Genomic DNA, 15,149 nt, shown 5'->3' with positions numbered 1-15,149 from the left:
AAAATATTTAATATCTGATGCTCTGTAAATCGGCTGCGTTTCATCGTTTCTCCTCCTCTTGCCTATTATGCCGGAGAAACTCTAGTTTTAAATGGTGCTATTTTACGGGAGGGTTACAATTTAGGTTGTGTTTTTGCATGAATACCCTGCATTCTTGCATATAATTTAAGTTCAGTATCTGCGGGAAATCTCATTAATTTACCAAGTTTTTCATTATATAAACATATTGGGAAATCTGTTGGGAAACTAAATTTTTGAATTAAGTACTTTTGTATCAGCCGAATTTCCAGCAAAGAAGTGTAAAAATGTTTTTGGTCTTGAGTGCTCTCCAAATATCTTACGTATAAACCTACACAAGAATGTTTCCAGGAATCCAATAAGACTTCATTTAATTCCTTGGGATCCTGAAGTTGAATTTCTGTACTTAATTCATCCAAGGTTTTTAAGCCTAATTCGTTCTTTGCCAGTAAATCTATGCCTTTGTTTAACTTTCTTTTTTCGAGTTTTGTTATACGATTTGAATTTGAATCCTTTGAACTTACATCATAAATAAAACATTGCTCCGCATTGAAGAGAAACCCATAACAGCGCCCATTTATCCCATAAGTAGGTACGTATTTACCTTTGACTAATAAAGTAGCTGAAGATAAACAAGAACCTTGCATACTACATAATAATTTTGCTTCAGCATTCCAGCCAGCAAAATCGATTTGCTCGGGGCTTATATTGATACGGTCAATGGATTTTGCAAGTAACCTAGATTCGCCGAATAAAGTACCGATTGATTTCATACGTAATTCTTTTTAATAAAGCGAATAGCCCGTTTTATACTATGATCACTGGCAAGTATAATTGGTAATTATTAAGACATTATTAATGATGCTAGAAATTAATTAAGGAGAAACACCATGTTGTTTTCTCAATTGCCCACGGAAATTATTCAATTATTTATGCAATATACTTGCATACGCGACGAAAAACGCAGCTCCGGAATTTCTTCATTCTTTTTAAGCACCCACCGAGAAAACTCTACGGAAAGATTGAGCAGAATCAAAAGCAACGAACTGAATTTTAATCTCCTGTTATCCCATATTATTGCCAATGAGAAGGATGGGTTTGCAATTTTGCATGACAAAGAGTGTATGAATAGTTTAATCGAGCAAACGCCAAAGAATCTTCCACATTGGATTTTGGGCTTAGCGGAATGTCAACCCAATTTAGTATATTTTTTACTTTGGGTGCCAGCATATAAAAATTTGCTGACTCTTGAAGAATTCAGGCATCTGCAAAGCTATGAGTCATTCGGGAAATTTATTATAAGTAATGGAATCTTACCTCCTGAGTCAGAATTAACAGACCGGTGCAAAATGGATATTGAAGACGATTTTTTATTTAGCAACAAGGTATAAGTTTTTTTCCATAAAAAAACTTTCCTGCTCGTTTGCTATGTCTTGGTGAAATTTTTGTCTTTGTCTATGCAGTAAAGAAAATTTAAGCAATACCTGGGTTTCTTTTTCCCTTGCTATTTTCTCCTCCAGCAAGGTATCTTGCTCAATTTTTTTTACAAGCGTCTCTAAATATTCAATGTCTTTATTATCTTTATTATTTTTTTGAATTGATTTTCGATAAATAGGTAGACGAGCATTAAAATAATCCTGTAAATCTTTTTTCTCGCAACCATAGAGTAATTCTTTTTTGTTTTTGTAAAGATGGGCCAGTGCTTCTACTTCAAATATATAAGCATTGCATTCCGAATTTGGGAGGTTCGCCTCAACGTTAAAAGCATGCCCTAATTCATGCACAATCATTCCGATTTTGGTAATTAAGGCGATATGGGGGTTATGAAAATCATGCTCTCTAATAACAATTGTTTTGTTTTTTTTCCAGGTGGGGTGGAATTTACTTAAGAGTTTATACGTCTGCTCGTTGACAAAAATAGCAGGATTGCCATTACTTCCTAAAAATTCTCCTTGCGTAACAAAATCGACGTTTATATCTTGCAATAGTACATTTAACTTGCGCACTACCCCGCTTAATCCCAATTTTCGACAACCTGCTATTAATTGTTGTATGTGTTCGCAATTGAGCATGACACCATCTCCTTGGCTTGAGCATCCATGATTTAAATGTCCTATTTTCAGTAAAACAGCAGCCTCTCTAATTGTCAATTAAAGAAGCTGTTTACTTAATTTAGGAAAGAGATGGTTTTGAAATTTTTAAAAGAAGATAAAGTAAAAAATTGAGGCAAATAACACATACTTAACCAGGTAATAGAAAGCCTTATTCCACGTTTTTAATCGCTTCCCTAGCATCCTGATTTGATATAAATATTTAAAGACTTGGTTAATAAAACCTACTGGTTCTGTGGGCAAATTTTTACTGGAAGCTGCTTTCATCACGGTGCGGCTGAAAAAACGGTTAAACCAATCAGCACAACGATTTGTTAACGGTCGTCTTATATCGCAAAAAAGAATAACTCTATCTTCTTCTGTTTGGTTCTCAGCATAATGCACAAACGTCTCATCAAATAACACATCTTCGCCATCCCGCCAGGCATACATTTGCCCGTCCACATAGATACAGCATTTATCAGAATTTGGCGTAATCAAACCCAAATGATAGCGCAAGGAGCCTGCGTAAGGATCACGATGTTTGAACAAAAAGCTATTTTTGGGTAACAAAGTGAACATGGCTGCATTGACATTGGGAATACTTTCAATTAATGCAAGGGTTTTCGGACAAAGCTTTGCGGCTGAAGGCATCGGATCTTGATACCATTTTAAATAAAATCGTTTCCATCCACGCCGAAAAAAGGAATTAAAACCAATATCATCGTGCTTGTCCGAAGCGCTAATATATCCCCCTTGGTATAATGCAGCCGCTTCTTGCCGAATCACCTGCCAATTTTCACGCAATACCTTAAGTTCGGGAAACTGGTTTACGTTTAAATAAGGCGTCTTGGGCACAGAAGAAAAAAGGTACATTATTGCATTAATTGGAGCCATTAAACTGGAATGATCAGTTAACTGGCGCAGAAAATTTAATCGAACACGTCCGCGAAAATGCGTATAAGCTACTGAACCAACATACATCCCAGCAAATATAGATTTAACACCTAACAATGAAACCAGAGTCATGATATTGCCTGCCAAACGCAAGGAGCAGTCATTTTATTCTGAATTAAACCTTAAGTGAATAACATATGACATATAACCATTTATAATGTAAATGTATTCAGCACCTGTTAGGGTACCCTTAATTATCATCTGGTTAAACTCCATTAAATTTCTCAGCTTCAGCAACAGATGCGTTAAACTGATTTACAAGCCAAAATTAACTACAGTTTTTAAGCTTTAGTTAATAATTATCATTTAAAATTGAAATAATAGATAAGCAGAGGTAGTTATGACCATTGGTTTACACATGCTGTATTCAAGCCAGGTTGAAAAAGCGTTAAACCATCACTTTGAGAAGCTTGAAGATAAAGGTTATGTCAAACACAGCGTGTCCTTAGGAGCTTTTCAATTAAATTATTTTCTCAATGATAATGTATGTGTAGTCAGTACTCCTGTGCTTACTCAAGCTCCTTCCTCCTATAAAACAGAGCTAACCTATCAGGAAGTAATCAATTTTTTTAAAAGTCAAAAAGATTTTCTCCTGGCTGAGCAGCAAGTAATTATTCCTGTAATTGGTGCCGGAAATACCGAGCGCCATATTACGGTTCTCTACAAAAATACCAAAGATAAATACACATTATTTGACTCTAAATTAAGCAACCCATCAACATTTCTCAATAGCTCTGAAAAACCTGGCTTGACAGTCGGGGGATTAATCTCTGCTATATTCCGCTCAGTTTTCAATTGGAACTATAGTCACAAGGTAAAATTCAAATCCGGCAAAGAAGCGATTGACCTCCAATACGAAGGATTAGGAACACAATCTACGTTTGATGGTGTTTCCTGTGGTTTCCATGCATTAGGAATGATGCAGATTCTGGCAAATGATGCAGTAATCGGAAAAAGCAAGAATGGGGCTGATCGCACCAGAATGCTAAAAACCCTTGCCAATCAATCTCCTGTAAGCCTAGGATTACAGATGTTAGACAATTCAAAGCAGACGCATCAAACCTCGCTTACTGCCTTTCTTAAGAATAGCTGGTACAAAACTTTTAATAATGCTGGAGAAGAGTATTCTTTTGCCCAGTATTTTTTAGGCGCGCCAAAATCTAATGAAAGCAAATTATGGTTCGCAACGACCCCTCTTGTGACTTTTAAAAATACATTTAAACTTGTTCTTGAGCTTCCACTATCCATAGCAAGTGGAATTTTTGATTATTTAAGGAATGCACTTTATCAATTTGCCCCTACGCGATGGTACAGTAAAATGACACGTACACTGACATTAGCGCTTGTGCAAACAGCATATGCTCTGACCGAGGGAGTGCGTAGAATCACTAATTTTATACTTTCTCCAATTGAAGCTTCCCGTGAATTGGGTATTTTGCCTAATCGAGCAAACTCGCCTGAGCGCAGTGAATGGGACAATGAAAGTGAGAACATGATAAATAAAAAAATTAGCTCCTCATCTCTTACCCAAGCGACCCGTTTGTTACAAACTGAACAAAGCTCTGCTGTAAAAACCATTGAATATGAGGATTTTGAAGAAATTCAATATTATGGTTCTTTTTTCAGTAGTGCAGGCAAGCAGCCTTCATATGAAAAGCCAAATGCTTCATCCAGTCATGCTAAAAATAAAAACATCTAATCCTCAAATTTAATATCATACTCGGCGGCTACATCCAATAAGTCATCCGCATGTTCTTCTTCAACGGCCAAAATATCTTCCAAAAGCTTTCGCGTAGTCGGATCAGCGTTGCCGATGTAATTAATCATTTCCCGATAAATATCAATGGCAATTCTTTCTGCAACCAAATTTTCCTTTACCATGCATTCTACAGTTTCACATTCCACATACTCGGCATGAGCACGCTCAGATAATCCATGCGGGGAAAAATTTGGATCCCCTCCCAGCTGTACAATACGTGCCGCCAATTGATTGGCGTGTAAATTTTCCTGATTGGCGTGCTCAAGAAATTCGCTAGCAGCCACACTGGCACCTAATGCCGCTGCCTTATAATGATGTTTGTTATAACGTAAATAACAAATTAATTCCGTTGCCAGTGCACCATTTAATAATTCAATGACAGTTGCTAAATTAAGGTGGTAATTTTCAGTTACAGGCCCTTTGGTCAAATGTTTACGTGCATCATCACGAATTTTCTTTAAATCAGTAAGAAAAGCGGTATTGTGCTTCATTCTCATCATCCTTAATGAATATTTACAATTATTTTTAATATAGCAGTTTTCTATAAATCATAGACTATTTATTCAAGCCTGAGGTAATATGTTTTTTTATTAAGCACTTAATCTTAATAATGGCGTATTACCGAAGATTCTGGGATACTGTATGTTTTTTAATGTTAAATTTTGGCTTTATGAAAGGATTTTATACGATGTCTATAGCTTTTATTAAAAAAATAAAATTGCCGCTGCTCCTTCTTTCTATCTTGATTTTGCCTTTATTTTTAGGCCAATACGTTCCTGTACAAATCAAAGCCATTAGTTACGCGTTTAGCTTGAGCATGAAAGGAATCTTGGAATTTTTACTGCCTTTCATTATTTTCAGTTTTGTCTTTTCGTGTCTTTCTAACTTGCAAAAAGGTGCAGTACTTTTTGTATTTCTATTAATAATATGCGTATTTGCTTCGAATTTTACAGCGTTAATGTATGGCTATACTTCAGGATATATCGGTCTTAATTTACTTCATTTCAAGGAAACGGCTGTAAATGCCTCAGCCCTACAGCTGTTACCGACATGGTCATTTCATTTAAAAAAATTAATTACCAACGATGTAGCTTTATTGTGGGGTTTTTCCATCGGGATCTTTTTTTCCATGTGGCCCAATGAGAAAGCAAAGCGCTTGGCAAACACTTTAAATAAACTTGCCAACGGTTTCTTAAAAAAAGCATTTATCCCGTTACTCCCCTTGTTCATTTTAGGGTTTGTATTTAAATTGGAATATGAGCACGTATTGCAGACTTCCTTAAAAATATACGGCCCTATTTTACTTCTTATTATTGCCAGCCAATGGTTGTATATTGTTTTTTGGTATCTTTTAGCCAGCGAATTTTCAGTGAAAAAATTCTTTTTCTATATGAAAAATGTTTTACCCGCGAGCTTAACCGGACTCACTACGATTTCAAGCGCTGCCTCGATGCCGGTTCTTCTTGTTTCTACGGAGAAAAATCTGAATAATTCTGAGCAAGCTAAAATGCTTGTTCCCGCTGTTATTAATATTCATACCATCGGCAGCGCCATCGGCGTGCCTATTTTAAGTTTGGCAACTATCCTGACATTTGGACTACCCTTACCATCCGTTTCTACTTTTGCTGTCTTTGCTTTATATACTGCCCTGGCTAAATATGCAGTCGCTGCAGTTCCGGGTGGAGTCATTTTAGTCGTTACCCCTATTTTGGAAGCTCATCTGGGTTTCTCAAGTGATATGATTGGCTTAATAACAGCAGTCTATTTAATTTGCGATCCTTTCGGCACTACTGCCAATGTGACCGGCAATGGCGTTTTTCCCATTTTATTTACCAAATTACATAATAAAATCAAAGGCATGAGCTTTCCTGGTTTTGTTGGGAATCGCAAATCTTCACAATTAACCAGTGTAAGCAGCATGGATTAGGATTTTTTATTTCATTATGGTATATTGGCTACCAAAATGAATAGTAAATAATCATTCTCTAGGAGATTGGACATGATTGATAGCTCGAAAAGCAAAGAATTTATCAGCTTACTCGATCAAACTTTGCAGGATAGTTTCTTTAATTCTCGTCTTGCTCGCGAAACCCGTGAGAAAAAGAATAAGATCATCATTGCGGGCAGAAATTTTATTAGCAGTTTGGAAGAACTCGACTCTCTGGAAGTTCCAGGAGTAAATGAAATCGTACCTCACCGGTATTATAATGAAGAGCACGCTACCCTCTTAAACAAAATCTTAGAGTGTGGAATTCTTGTTTTAGGTAGCCCCAACGATAAAAAAGCCCAAGATAACTTGGCTGTGGAAGTTAATTATCTAAAAGAGCTCATGGCTTCTAACTACGGTAGTAATGCCACAAGAAGCATATTTAGCATCTTGGGCAATTCCTTCAAAGCTGTTGTTGGTGCAGGATTGACTAGCGCGGGACTTCTCATTTTAACAGATCTTGCTTTCTCCCTACCCGTGATTGCAGCTACGGGGCCAGTAGGTATAGTCGGCGCGTTATTAATTGGAATAGCAGCGACCATTATTGGTGTCATTCTTACCGCCTACGCCATCCATCAAATTCATGAAAATGGCAGACTAGTGTTAGATAAACAAATTAAAGAAATTGAAGCTTTTGTTGAACTGGTAGCCCCTAACAGCAGCGTGCAGAATAGCCAAGAGCCTATTTCACAGCAGCAAGCTTATTATAATCAACAACGAAGTGAATATTCTCAACAACATACAGGACAACAATACCCTAATATTTACCCACAGCAAATGTTTTATCAGCCTTCCTATCCGCAGCAGCAACAGCCCATGCAAAATGCCAATATGGCTTTTAATTTTTAAAATAAATAGGGCAGTTGTAATCAGACAACTGCCCTACTTTACTTATTCAATAGTCACTTCAAGCATTATACTTAATACCTGATCTTGGGTTGTCTCATAAGTATTATAGTTTTGACGATTTATATATCCCATCACCACAGAAGTATTTTCTTTAACAGGAAACCTTGCCCCCAGAAAAAAACGATTCTGGCTTAATGTTTTGGATGAAACCCAATCAGGATGATTAAGATTCAAAAAAACTTCATCATAAATAATAGGCGACAATTTATTTTGAATTAATTTATTAAATTGAATTAGAGCACGGTTACGCAGCCTTAAAGCAGTTCCAGCTCCAAATGTGGCAAACCGCTCCTCTAAACGGCTCCTCCAGGTAAATGTCAACTTTTCTACATCAATCAGTTGATACTGCCCCTGCTGCCAAACTCCCTGCACAATTTCTTTAGAGTCATGCAAGGATTGAAAAAAATCATATCCTGCCCACAAGCTTAACTTTTTACTCGCGGAATAGCCGATTGCTGAGCGCGTAAATAACTCATCTCTTACATAGGAATTGTAAAACCTACCTTCTGTTTGAAAATAAAAGAAAAAAGGCTTATGCGGATCCGTAGTCAAGGTAATGCCGTCCCAACTCCCTGTAAACGTCTTACCAGCGAAAAGGGTACTGCTAAACAATAGCATCAGCAATGAAAATAAGTTGTTTATTTTCATTGCCACATCATCCTTGTACTTATGATTAACCCCGAATAATGCTTAAAATTTTTATTTTATAGTTTTTAGCGGTGATTTAAATAGGAATTGATTAATTTATATGGGAATTGTTAATCTCTGTTTGCTGATACATCCTTTTTCTTAAGAGGGTTATATCGAGGTCTGCATTCACCAATGGCGAGAACAGAAAGAACTTGCAGGAAAACCCGACTTGCGCTTGCTAAAATTCTTACCAAAGTATTTTTATACGTAATTATTTTGTTTGATTTAGTGCTCATAAGCATCTCCTTATGCTTAAATAATTCCATTTATTAAGTATAGTCGTCACTAGAATAAACACATAGTTTCGATAATCTTTTGTCGGCGCACTTAAGCATTTGAATTAAAGTTATTGAAGCGTGCTTATTTCCGAAAGCCGGTAAATATTAATTGATATACTTGCTCGCTGGCTTGGGTGACCCCTTTAGCTCGTACGTGTGCGGAAATTTTTTCAGCAGGTGCATTATACAATTGCCTGATGTGGAATAATGAGCCGTAAAGTTTTTGTATCTCGTTTGCATCTACAGAAAAGGGTGGCCCCTCCATTTTCTCAGGATCATAAGTAAAAGAAATTAAAAAAATATTTGCACCAAACTTTAACAAAGAAGAAAAATAATTAACATATTGAATTCTTAGAGTAGGAGGAAGTGCTATTAAAGCAGCGCGATCATAAACAGCATCGACATCGCCAATGAGATCGGCCGTCAGCTCAAAGTAATTACCTGCGTAAAGGGTTAATTTATCCCCCCGGAACTGAATAAAATTGGCCGTTTTATGGGTTTGCACTGGCAGTAAATTTTCTTGAAAAAAATCCCTACATGCAAGTTCGCTTAACTCAACACCTACCACATGATAACCTTGTTCCCGCAGCCACAGCATGTCAATGCTTTTACCGCATAAAGGAACAAAAATGCGGGCGCCTTTTTTTAATTGCAGGTTCTCTAGATAGCGAACTAATAAAGGATTCGGCTGTTTTTGGTTAAAACCGATTTCCCCCGATTCCCATTTTTGCTTCCAATAATCTTGCTGCATAAAGAAATGTTATATGGGCTCTTTGGGAACAACCAGCCACATGATGATGTACACTAAAAAAGCACAACCACCCAAGAGCAGGAACACAATAAAAATTAACCGCATGAGGGTAGGATCCATGTTAAAGTACTCAGCCAGGCCTCCGCATACACCAGCAATCATCTTGTCTTTCCTGGAGCGATAGAGTTTTTTATAGGTTTGCACCGGTTTGGTCATGATATCTTCCTTTTACAGCAGATAATATTAAAGTATAGACTTTTCAAATTATTTATTCTTAAGTTCCCTATTTTGCACCACAGCATTTATTGCCAATAAAACGGATTCTTTAACTGTAGCCTTAAACATGGTGAGCAATCCTGGAGAGCCTTGCTCCCCATAAAGCTGAAACTCCCAACTTCTTTCCTGCTCCCCTTTAGCAAAGGATTCCAATCTTTTTTTAAAATTCTCACTTGGCTCCTTCGCACGCTGTCCAGATATAATAGCCGGCTGTAGATCGGCCTTTTCCCACTTAAGGATATTGTCTTTGCTAAGCACAGGCCCCAAGGTCAAGATTAGCTCTTGTATGACCGTCGAGCCCATTTTATACCACATGTCTTTTTTCGATTCTCCCATCGCCCAAGCATAAGCATCTTTCAAATCCGCCAATGCTTTCATATATTCACTGTAGAAAGCTTCACGTTTCCCTAACCAATGGGTAGCCAAACAAAATCCGATGACAGAAAAAGTAATATTAGGAAAAAGCCAACATGCTGTTCCTAACGTTAGGGAAGCAACGATTTTCTGATCTAGCTGTTTTAATGCCGACAAGGCTTGATTGAAGCGAAGCATCCTGTCTTGCAGAACCTTTAAGTGAGTGTGGCATTGATAATCAAAAATGGTAGTTGGCAGTTCAACTCGTGGAGCCGTAACGGCAGGTGTTTGGAAAAAATGACTCAGCATGCTCACTCCATTGAAGACCAAAACAATCTTTTTATAGCAAGCCAGTAAAAATAGCAAGATTGTAAAAATCGCGATTTATATCCCACGACCCACTTGCTTAAAAAATGACCATACTTCATTTGCATGCTTACCCAACGGGTTATGAGGCAGCAATAGGGTTCATAAATTTAATATGAATTAGATTGCGGTGTTTTTATACATGAGTTGCTAAACTGATAATAAGTAATTTGAAGAACCTGAATATCATGGCAAGATTAATCACGTTTACTTTCTTTTCTCTCTTTTTTCTCAATGCTCATGCCGAGGACATTAGTCCCGCACAAATTGATGCTCAACAGGATGATCAAGCCTTATGTGTTCAGCAAAGAGTTACGCAATGTACAGCAAAATGTGAACGTGCGGGCGACGAGGATTGTCTACAGCTATGTAAAGAAAATGCGATCCATGAGTGCAGGCAAGCAGGAGAATAATGCCTTGCCCGTCACGTAGGAAACGGGATAAAACAAGCGCTTTGGTGCTGGTTTATGCCAAAACAAATTTGCTCTAACTTCGCATTTTGCCTAAAATTCAACCATTATAGAATACAGATTAATAAGGATTACAAGATGCCTAGTGAAGAAAACCATTCGTTCATCCCAGCAATTAGCGTAATTGAAGATTTAATTAAAAAAAATCGTTCTTTTTTTATAACCCCTTTGGTCAATCAACAAAAATTTGCTTATTTTTTTGAAAAAAATAAGCAACTTGAAGACATTCGGGATTATTCTGATGGATTAAAAAAACTGCTTAAAGAAAGTGGCGCTGAAGAATATAACGAATGGCTGGAAGGAAACTTCACCCCGGCATTAAAACATCCCGAAATTCGCCAATATCTTAATGATAACAGTTATCACATGGCCCTATTGAGTTGGCAACAAAAAGAAAAAGCATTTTCAATCCAAAGCGAGCATGACGAGCAAAAAATAAAAAGAGATTTTAAAAAAAAATATCAGATGAACACACAGGAAACCCTGCATTTTCTTGATGAATTTGCAGCGCGGACTTTTTTTCAACAACAAGCATCTCAACGTCGAAAGTTCATAACCTTCGATGACGATTCTTTAGAACCCTGGTGTTATTCTTTTGGCGATGGTCGTCTTTACAATTGCAATAAATGTGAGTATTTAATTTGGATGGAAGAGGAAGCCATAGATTTTAAAAAAGATTACGACGTTTGCATACAACAAATCATTGGCCATCCTACAGGAATTCAGGATGATGATAACGAAGAAACCATCTTTCCCCTTGAATTTCCTAGCCCGGAACTGATTAGGCCCTTCTTTGCAGCGCAAGCAGAAAAAGGTCGTGAATTTATTGTTGCCGATAAAAACACAAGAAAAGTTCTTTTTTATTCGCGAGAAGAAGAAGGAGAACTCATGGAAGCCAATGAAGAAGATTTCGAAACATTTTTCATTCCGGAAAAGAATAACTTAAGTATGTAGGCAGCTATGGGGCATCATGAAGCCTTATTTTTTAAACTTTCTTTTAAGAGGCTCATGATGTCCACTACTTTTTCGGGGGCTCGCTTTTTGCTGGGCTTTTTACGTTCCACAGTTTTTTTGGCTTTCACTTTTTCAGCAATTATTGCACGCAAATATTCAATATAATCGTCGTGATATTGTTCCGGCTTAAATTTTTTAGTCATTTTATTAATAAGTTTCACCCCTTCGTTAAGCTCTGCCTTGGTAATTTCATTTTTGGAAGGCAAATTTAATGCTTGCAGAGGGCGAATATCTGCTGCATATCTTAGCTTTTCTAATACCAGCAGCTTGCCATAAGGTTTAATAATTACTAGAGCTTCTTTATTTCGCAGTACAAACTCCCCCACTCCTACCGTTTTAGTCTCTTCTAAAGCTTGTCGTAATAAGACATAAGCTTTTTGCCCAGATTTTTCGGGTTCAAGGTAGTAAGGCTTTTCAAAATAAATGGTATCAATTTCATCGACATGAACAAATTGCGCAATGTCTATGGATTGCGTTTTTTTGGCATTGGCTAATTTGAAATCCTCAGCTTCAAGAACAATGTAATCGCCATCTTTCCACTTGTAACCTCTTACAATTTCATCCATTGGGACTTCTTTGCCATCAAAGCGACATACTCTGGAATATTTAACGGGACACCCATCGCTTTTACGCATTAAATGTAATTCAGGCCGCTGCTCAATGGTGCCACTGTGAAGTTTCACAGGGATATTGACCAGTCCAAAGCTAATGGAGCCAGACCAAATGGGGCGCATAATTTCCTTATCCCTAACTCTTAAAGTTAAAATTATTGGCTTTTATTTGACTATAGCTTATGGATAGATAAATGCATGAGTTTCCAAAAACATTATGGCCAAATAAATCTCAAGATGGACACTAATTGTTTTGCCATGTAACATTTGCAGCTTATTTGCCAGATGGAAATTAACATGCTTGATTTATCTAAACTTAGCGAATTTAATCATGCTTTGGTTTATAGTTTTGAGCCAGAATCTTCTCCCCAACGCTTGGCAGGCTCACAAACCTACGAAGATGCACTTTATCCTGAAGCAGGACAGTATCATGATATGCTGGATGCTTATTTGTATGCTCAAGAAAACATTCTTCCTCTTATAAAAAAAGAGGGTATCAAAAATATAAAGCCGGAAACGCTTATTCAGTGGGTCAAAAAACTTCACAGTCATCTCGGAAAAACATTGCTACAAATTCACGATAAACAAGCAGGTGAGTTTACCCAAGAATTCATTCTACGATGGCCAGTTGGTTGATCACTTTATCTATTACCTAGCTGGTTTGCACCCGCATAAACCTCGCAGTTCATTTGTATCTTTTTTAAATGAAGATTTTGGGCTCGACAAACAAGCAACGAGCAATTTTATTTCTTTACTGGAAAAAATTGCTGACGATAAAACTTATACTATTCATGAATCACAAATACCTTATATAAATTATAAGCATCCAGCAATCCATGGGATCATCGCTATAAACAAGTTAGCGACCGCGTACAATTTAGACCAATTAACTTACGAACAAAAGAAAATTGTGAATAATATTGTAAAAATCTGCATGCTTCCTAAACTTATTCCCGCAGCCATGGAGCAATGGGCTGGCACTACGGTATGTAAACTTTCTGAGCTTGACACAAACGATATTGGGAAGGTTACCGAGTTTTTGACTTTTGTGTTTTATGAGCTCACAGAAATTCATCCATTTGCCAATGCAAATGGCAGAACCGCAACCTGCCTCATCAATCTATTCTTACGTGCATTTGATTATCCAAGTATTGTACTGCGCCATCCAGGTGAACGAAAAAATCAAAATAGCCAATACCAGCAAGCCTTCGCGCAAATTGATTCCTCTTTACTTCCTCTACAAAAACTCATTCATACCCGTATTGTTGAAGCACAAAAAAATGTCTTTGAGGATAAAAAATTAAAAAAATTAATTGAAATCAGGGTAGGATTCAGTGATTTATTGCAACAAATAAAACGAAAGCATCCAACTTTCGACGTCAATCGGTTTCAGCAAGAAAGTGCTGGTGCTCGGAAACCAAAATGGCCCTAGAAATGGAAAATTTGGTTGACGCATCCACTTTTTTACTTTCCGCCGCTTTAACCAAGCTCGCTCAAATTGAGAAGAAATTGGATAACGAGAAACAGAAAAAATTGATGATGTTTCAACCAGCTCCCCTGGATCGGCAACAAATCCCAGCTATTTTAGATGCTGTGAAAAAAATAACCGGCCTTGAAGGTTGGAAGCAAAATGCAAATAGTGGGGTCATTTGGCTTGAATTTCCGGATATGGACATGCAGAAAGCCAGAAAAGCCGCGTCCAAACTTGAGCAAACCAAAGCCCTCAGAGTTACTGTAGCCCCACGCTTAGACAATAAAATCCCTGTACTCAAATGCGAAAATATCGACTATCAAAAACTTACTCGATTCTCTGGGCAAAACGAGGTGAAAACAAGCCAAGTACTTAACATGTGAGAATAGGAAACCTTGATGGAGAGAACTTTCCATCAAGGTTTCCTATTAATGTGGACCTTTATGAGTTTTAAGGCTAACAAGTTATTTAAGCACCGCTTATCTTTGCTTAAAGAAGTTGTTTTCTAACCGCGCAATCTCGACATAAAGAATGGTTGTTGCTTATCAATTCCATATTTATTCAAAACCTGTGGCGCACTCCATATAACTCCAGCAAACTTTTACATACCTCATACTCCCATCACGATTTTAATGCGTGAATGATATTTTCTTGCATTTTTTCCAGGGTGCTATAAAAAACATGCAACTCAGCTTCACTGATGTTCTTTGTCATTAACTTAAAAATCTGTTTTGAGAGGCCTTGAAGTTCATCAGCAACCTTTTTCCCTGCCGCAGTTAGATGTAATCTGTACGTACGCCCATCGCTCTTATCTCTTTTTCTTATGACCAGGGATGTTTTCTCTAAAGCATTGACTATTGTTGAAGCCGCCATTGCCTTGGCTTCCAGTAAATTGGCCAACTCCACCTGCGATATGCCTTCAAATCTTGCAATATGGCTTATAGCCCTAATTTGTTCAAACGTTAACGGTGAATCCTTTGTTTGACTTTTTACCAAAGCGCGAAGCTGACGCGTTAAATTCACCAGCATGTAGTTAAAATTATTTATTGTCATGGGCTTGGGATTAATATATTTTATTTACTATATTGCTGTAATATTGAGTTATTTACAGTCTTCTTTCTGGCTCTCATTCATCTTTTAATTTGATC

Annotated in this window: 20 protein-coding genes; 9 read left to right on the top strand and 11 right to left on the bottom strand. The window is 37.3% G+C overall.

What is annotated here, in order from left to right; genetic code table 11:
* Positions 1 to 113: 113 nt before the first annotated feature.
* Complete coding sequence (locus ELY11_RS09715) at positions 114 to 791, bottom strand: hypothetical protein (protein ID WP_127033282.1); 678 nt, start codon at positions 789 to 791, stop codon at positions 114 to 116.
* A gap of 117 nt (positions 792 to 908) precedes the next feature.
* On the opposite strand from ELY11_RS09715, the gene ELY11_RS09710 reads away from it, so the two are divergent.
* Complete coding sequence (locus tag ELY11_RS09710; RefSeq protein WP_126955015.1) at positions 909 to 1,409, top strand: hypothetical protein; 501 nt, start codon at positions 909 to 911, stop codon at positions 1,407 to 1,409.
* Here ELY11_RS09710 and ELY11_RS09705 read toward each other — a convergent pair.
* Both ELY11_RS09705 and ELY11_RS09700 read right to left on the bottom strand, forming a co-directional pair.
* The gene (locus ELY11_RS09705; protein WP_126955016.1) at positions 1,389 to 2,090 is read right to left on the bottom strand and encodes a hypothetical protein; all 702 of its coding nucleotides are present in this window, start codon (positions 2,088 to 2,090) and stop codon (positions 1,389 to 1,391) included. The genes ELY11_RS09710 and ELY11_RS09705 overlap by 21 nt on opposite strands.
* Positions 2,091 to 2,216: 126 nt before the next feature.
* The gene (locus tag ELY11_RS09700) at positions 2,217 to 3,137 is read right to left on the bottom strand and encodes an aspartyl/asparaginyl beta-hydroxylase domain-containing protein (protein WP_199739175.1); all 921 of its coding nucleotides are present in this window, start codon (positions 3,135 to 3,137) and stop codon (positions 2,217 to 2,219) included.
* Positions 3,138 to 3,405: 268 nt separating this feature from the next.
* Between ELY11_RS09700 and ELY11_RS09695 the strand changes: the two genes are divergently transcribed.
* Complete coding sequence (locus ELY11_RS09695; protein WP_126955017.1) at positions 3,406 to 4,764, top strand: hypothetical protein; 1,359 nt, start codon at positions 3,406 to 3,408, stop codon at positions 4,762 to 4,764.
* On the opposite strand, the gene ELY11_RS09690 is transcribed toward ELY11_RS09695, so the two are convergent.
* Positions 4,761 to 5,315 (bottom strand): ferritin-like domain-containing protein, encoded by a 555-nt coding sequence (locus ELY11_RS09690; RefSeq protein ID WP_126955018.1) that lies wholly within the window; start codon positions 5,313 to 5,315, stop codon positions 4,761 to 4,763. The two genes, ELY11_RS09695 and ELY11_RS09690, sit on opposite strands and share 4 nt — an antisense overlap.
* Before the next feature lie 197 nt (positions 5,316 to 5,512).
* Between ELY11_RS09690 and ELY11_RS09685 the strand changes: the two genes are divergently transcribed.
* Both ELY11_RS09685 and ELY11_RS09680 read left to right on the top strand, forming a co-directional pair.
* A complete protein-coding gene (locus ELY11_RS09685) occupies positions 5,513 to 6,751 on the top strand; it encodes a cation:dicarboxylate symporter family transporter (RefSeq protein ID WP_158615192.1) in 1,239 nt (412 codons plus the stop codon).
* Positions 6,752 to 6,823: 72 nt separating this feature from the next.
* Complete coding sequence (locus ELY11_RS09680) at positions 6,824 to 7,660, top strand: YdbT family protein (protein ID WP_126955020.1); 837 nt, start codon at positions 6,824 to 6,826, stop codon at positions 7,658 to 7,660.
* A gap of 42 nt (positions 7,661 to 7,702) precedes the next feature.
* Here ELY11_RS09680 and ELY11_RS09675 read toward each other — a convergent pair whose 3' ends face one another.
* From ELY11_RS09675 to ELY11_RS09660, 5 genes are all read right to left on the bottom strand, one after another.
* Positions 7,703 to 8,368 carry a DUF2490 domain-containing protein gene (locus tag ELY11_RS09675; protein ID WP_126955021.1) on the bottom strand — a complete coding sequence of 222 codons (666 nt, stop codon included), beginning with the start codon at positions 8,366 to 8,368 and terminating at the stop codon, positions 7,703 to 7,705.
* Positions 8,369 to 8,478: 110 nt separating this feature from the next.
* On the bottom strand, positions 8,479 to 8,646 hold the full coding sequence (locus tag ELY11_RS12420; protein ID WP_158615191.1) for a hypothetical protein: 168 nt from the start codon (positions 8,644 to 8,646) through the stop codon (positions 8,479 to 8,481).
* Positions 8,647 to 8,770: 124 nt separating this feature from the next.
* Positions 8,771 to 9,439: a thiopurine S-methyltransferase gene (tmpT, locus tag ELY11_RS09670; protein WP_126955022.1), complete on the bottom strand. Its 669-nt coding sequence runs from the start codon at positions 9,437 to 9,439 to the stop codon at positions 8,771 to 8,773.
* Positions 9,440 to 9,448: 9 nt separating this feature from the next.
* A complete protein-coding gene (locus ELY11_RS09665; protein ID WP_126955023.1) occupies positions 9,449 to 9,655 on the bottom strand; it encodes a PspC domain-containing protein in 207 nt (68 codons plus the stop codon).
* A gap of 48 nt (positions 9,656 to 9,703) precedes the next feature.
* Complete coding sequence (locus ELY11_RS09660; protein WP_126955024.1) at positions 9,704 to 10,378, bottom strand: hypothetical protein; 675 nt, start codon at positions 10,376 to 10,378, stop codon at positions 9,704 to 9,706.
* 245 nt (positions 10,379 to 10,623) lie between these two features.
* On the opposite strand from ELY11_RS09660, the gene ELY11_RS09655 reads away from it, so the two are divergent.
* A complete protein-coding gene (locus tag ELY11_RS09655; RefSeq protein WP_126954835.1) occupies positions 10,624 to 10,848 on the top strand; it encodes a hypothetical protein in 225 nt (74 codons plus the stop codon).
* Between the two features lie 135 nt (positions 10,849 to 10,983).
* Positions 10,984 to 11,859 carry a hypothetical protein gene (locus ELY11_RS09650; RefSeq protein WP_126954836.1) on the top strand — a complete coding sequence of 292 codons (876 nt, stop codon included), beginning with the start codon at positions 10,984 to 10,986 and terminating at the stop codon, positions 11,857 to 11,859.
* 14 nt (positions 11,860 to 11,873) lie between these two features.
* On the opposite strand, the gene ku is transcribed toward ELY11_RS09650, so the two are convergent.
* Positions 11,874 to 12,653: a non-homologous end joining protein Ku gene (gene ku, locus ELY11_RS09645; RefSeq protein WP_126954837.1), complete on the bottom strand. Its 780-nt coding sequence runs from the start codon at positions 12,651 to 12,653 to the stop codon at positions 11,874 to 11,876.
* Between the two features lie 174 nt (positions 12,654 to 12,827).
* On the opposite strand from ku, the gene ELY11_RS12650 reads away from it, so the two are divergent.
* The 3 genes from ELY11_RS12650 to ELY11_RS12640 are packed head-to-tail and all read left to right on the top strand — an operon-like array spanning position 12,828 to position 14,384.
* The gene (locus tag ELY11_RS12650) at positions 12,828 to 13,166 is read left to right on the top strand and encodes a hypothetical protein (RefSeq protein WP_233579798.1); all 339 of its coding nucleotides are present in this window, start codon (positions 12,828 to 12,830) and stop codon (positions 13,164 to 13,166) included.
* Positions 13,123 to 13,962, top strand: coding sequence for a Fic family protein (locus tag ELY11_RS12645; RefSeq protein ID WP_233579796.1), 840 nt, complete (start codon positions 13,123 to 13,125; stop codon positions 13,960 to 13,962). Before ELY11_RS12650 ends, ELY11_RS12645 begins: the two co-directional genes overlap by 44 nt.
* Entirely contained in the window at positions 13,953 to 14,384 is a 432-nt protein-coding gene (locus tag ELY11_RS12640; RefSeq protein ID WP_233579795.1) for a hypothetical protein, read from the top strand. The genes ELY11_RS12645 and ELY11_RS12640 overlap by 10 nt, the downstream gene beginning before the upstream one ends.
* A gap of 238 nt (positions 14,385 to 14,622) precedes the next feature.
* Here the strand turns inward: ELY11_RS12640 and ELY11_RS09635 are convergent, their stop codons facing one another.
* A complete protein-coding gene (locus ELY11_RS09635) occupies positions 14,623 to 15,054 on the bottom strand; it encodes a MarR family winged helix-turn-helix transcriptional regulator (protein ID WP_126954838.1) in 432 nt (143 codons plus the stop codon).
* Between the last annotated feature and the right edge of the window lie 95 nt (positions 15,055 to 15,149).

The sequence above is a fragment of the Legionella septentrionalis genome, from assembly GCF_003989745.1.
Lineage (GTDB): Bacteria > Pseudomonadota > Gammaproteobacteria > Legionellales > Legionellaceae > Legionella_A > Legionella_A septentrionalis.
Note: the sequence above shows the minus strand (reverse complement) of the source record. Positions and strands in the feature narration are given on the sequence as shown.

Excerpts from the sequence above, each read along its gene's own strand:
- ELY11_RS09715 (WP_127033282.1), bottom strand. The coding sequence starts at position 791 with ATGAAATCAATCGGTACTTTATTCGGCGAATCTAGGTTACTTGCAAAA.
- ELY11_RS09710 (WP_126955015.1), top strand. The coding sequence starts at position 909 with ATGTTGTTTTCTCAATTGCCCACGGAAATTATTCAATTATTTATGCAA.
- ELY11_RS09705 (WP_126955016.1), bottom strand. The coding sequence starts at position 2,090 with ATGCTCAATTGCGAACACATACAACAATTAATAGCAGGTTGTCGAAAA.
- ELY11_RS09700 (WP_199739175.1), bottom strand. The coding sequence starts at position 3,137 with ATGACTCTGGTTTCATTGTTAGGTGTTAAATCTATATTTGCTGGGATG.
- ELY11_RS09695 (WP_126955017.1), top strand. The coding sequence starts at position 3,406 with ATGACCATTGGTTTACACATGCTGTATTCAAGCCAGGTTGAAAAAGCG.
- ELY11_RS09690 (WP_126955018.1), bottom strand. The coding sequence starts at position 5,315 with ATGAAGCACAATACCGCTTTTCTTACTGATTTAAAGAAAATTCGTGAT.
- ELY11_RS09685 (WP_158615192.1), top strand. The coding sequence starts at position 5,513 with ATGTCTATAGCTTTTATTAAAAAAATAAAATTGCCGCTGCTCCTTCTT.
- ELY11_RS09680 (WP_126955020.1), top strand. The coding sequence starts at position 6,824 with ATGATTGATAGCTCGAAAAGCAAAGAATTTATCAGCTTACTCGATCAA.
- ELY11_RS09675 (WP_126955021.1), bottom strand. The coding sequence starts at position 8,368 with ATGAAAATAAACAACTTATTTTCATTGCTGATGCTATTGTTTAGCAGT.
- ELY11_RS12420 (WP_158615191.1), bottom strand. The coding sequence starts at position 8,646 with ATGAGCACTAAATCAAACAAAATAATTACGTATAAAAATACTTTGGTA.
- tmpT (WP_126955022.1), bottom strand. The coding sequence starts at position 9,439 with ATGCAGCAAGATTATTGGAAGCAAAAATGGGAATCGGGGGAAATCGGT.
- ELY11_RS09665 (WP_126955023.1), bottom strand. The coding sequence starts at position 9,655 with ATGACCAAACCGGTGCAAACCTATAAAAAACTCTATCGCTCCAGGAAA.
- ELY11_RS09660 (WP_126955024.1), bottom strand. The coding sequence starts at position 10,378 with ATGCTGAGTCATTTTTTCCAAACACCTGCCGTTACGGCTCCACGAGTT.
- ELY11_RS09655 (WP_126954835.1), top strand. The coding sequence starts at position 10,624 with ATGGCAAGATTAATCACGTTTACTTTCTTTTCTCTCTTTTTTCTCAAT.
- ELY11_RS09650 (WP_126954836.1), top strand. The coding sequence starts at position 10,984 with ATGCCTAGTGAAGAAAACCATTCGTTCATCCCAGCAATTAGCGTAATT.
- ku (WP_126954837.1), bottom strand. The coding sequence starts at position 12,653 with ATGCGCCCCATTTGGTCTGGCTCCATTAGCTTTGGACTGGTCAATATC.
- ELY11_RS12650 (WP_233579798.1), top strand. The coding sequence starts at position 12,828 with ATGCTTGATTTATCTAAACTTAGCGAATTTAATCATGCTTTGGTTTAT.
- ELY11_RS12640 (WP_233579795.1), top strand. The coding sequence starts at position 13,953 with ATGGCCCTAGAAATGGAAAATTTGGTTGACGCATCCACTTTTTTACTT.
- ELY11_RS09635 (WP_126954838.1), bottom strand. The coding sequence starts at position 15,054 with ATGACAATAAATAATTTTAACTACATGCTGGTGAATTTAACGCGTCAG.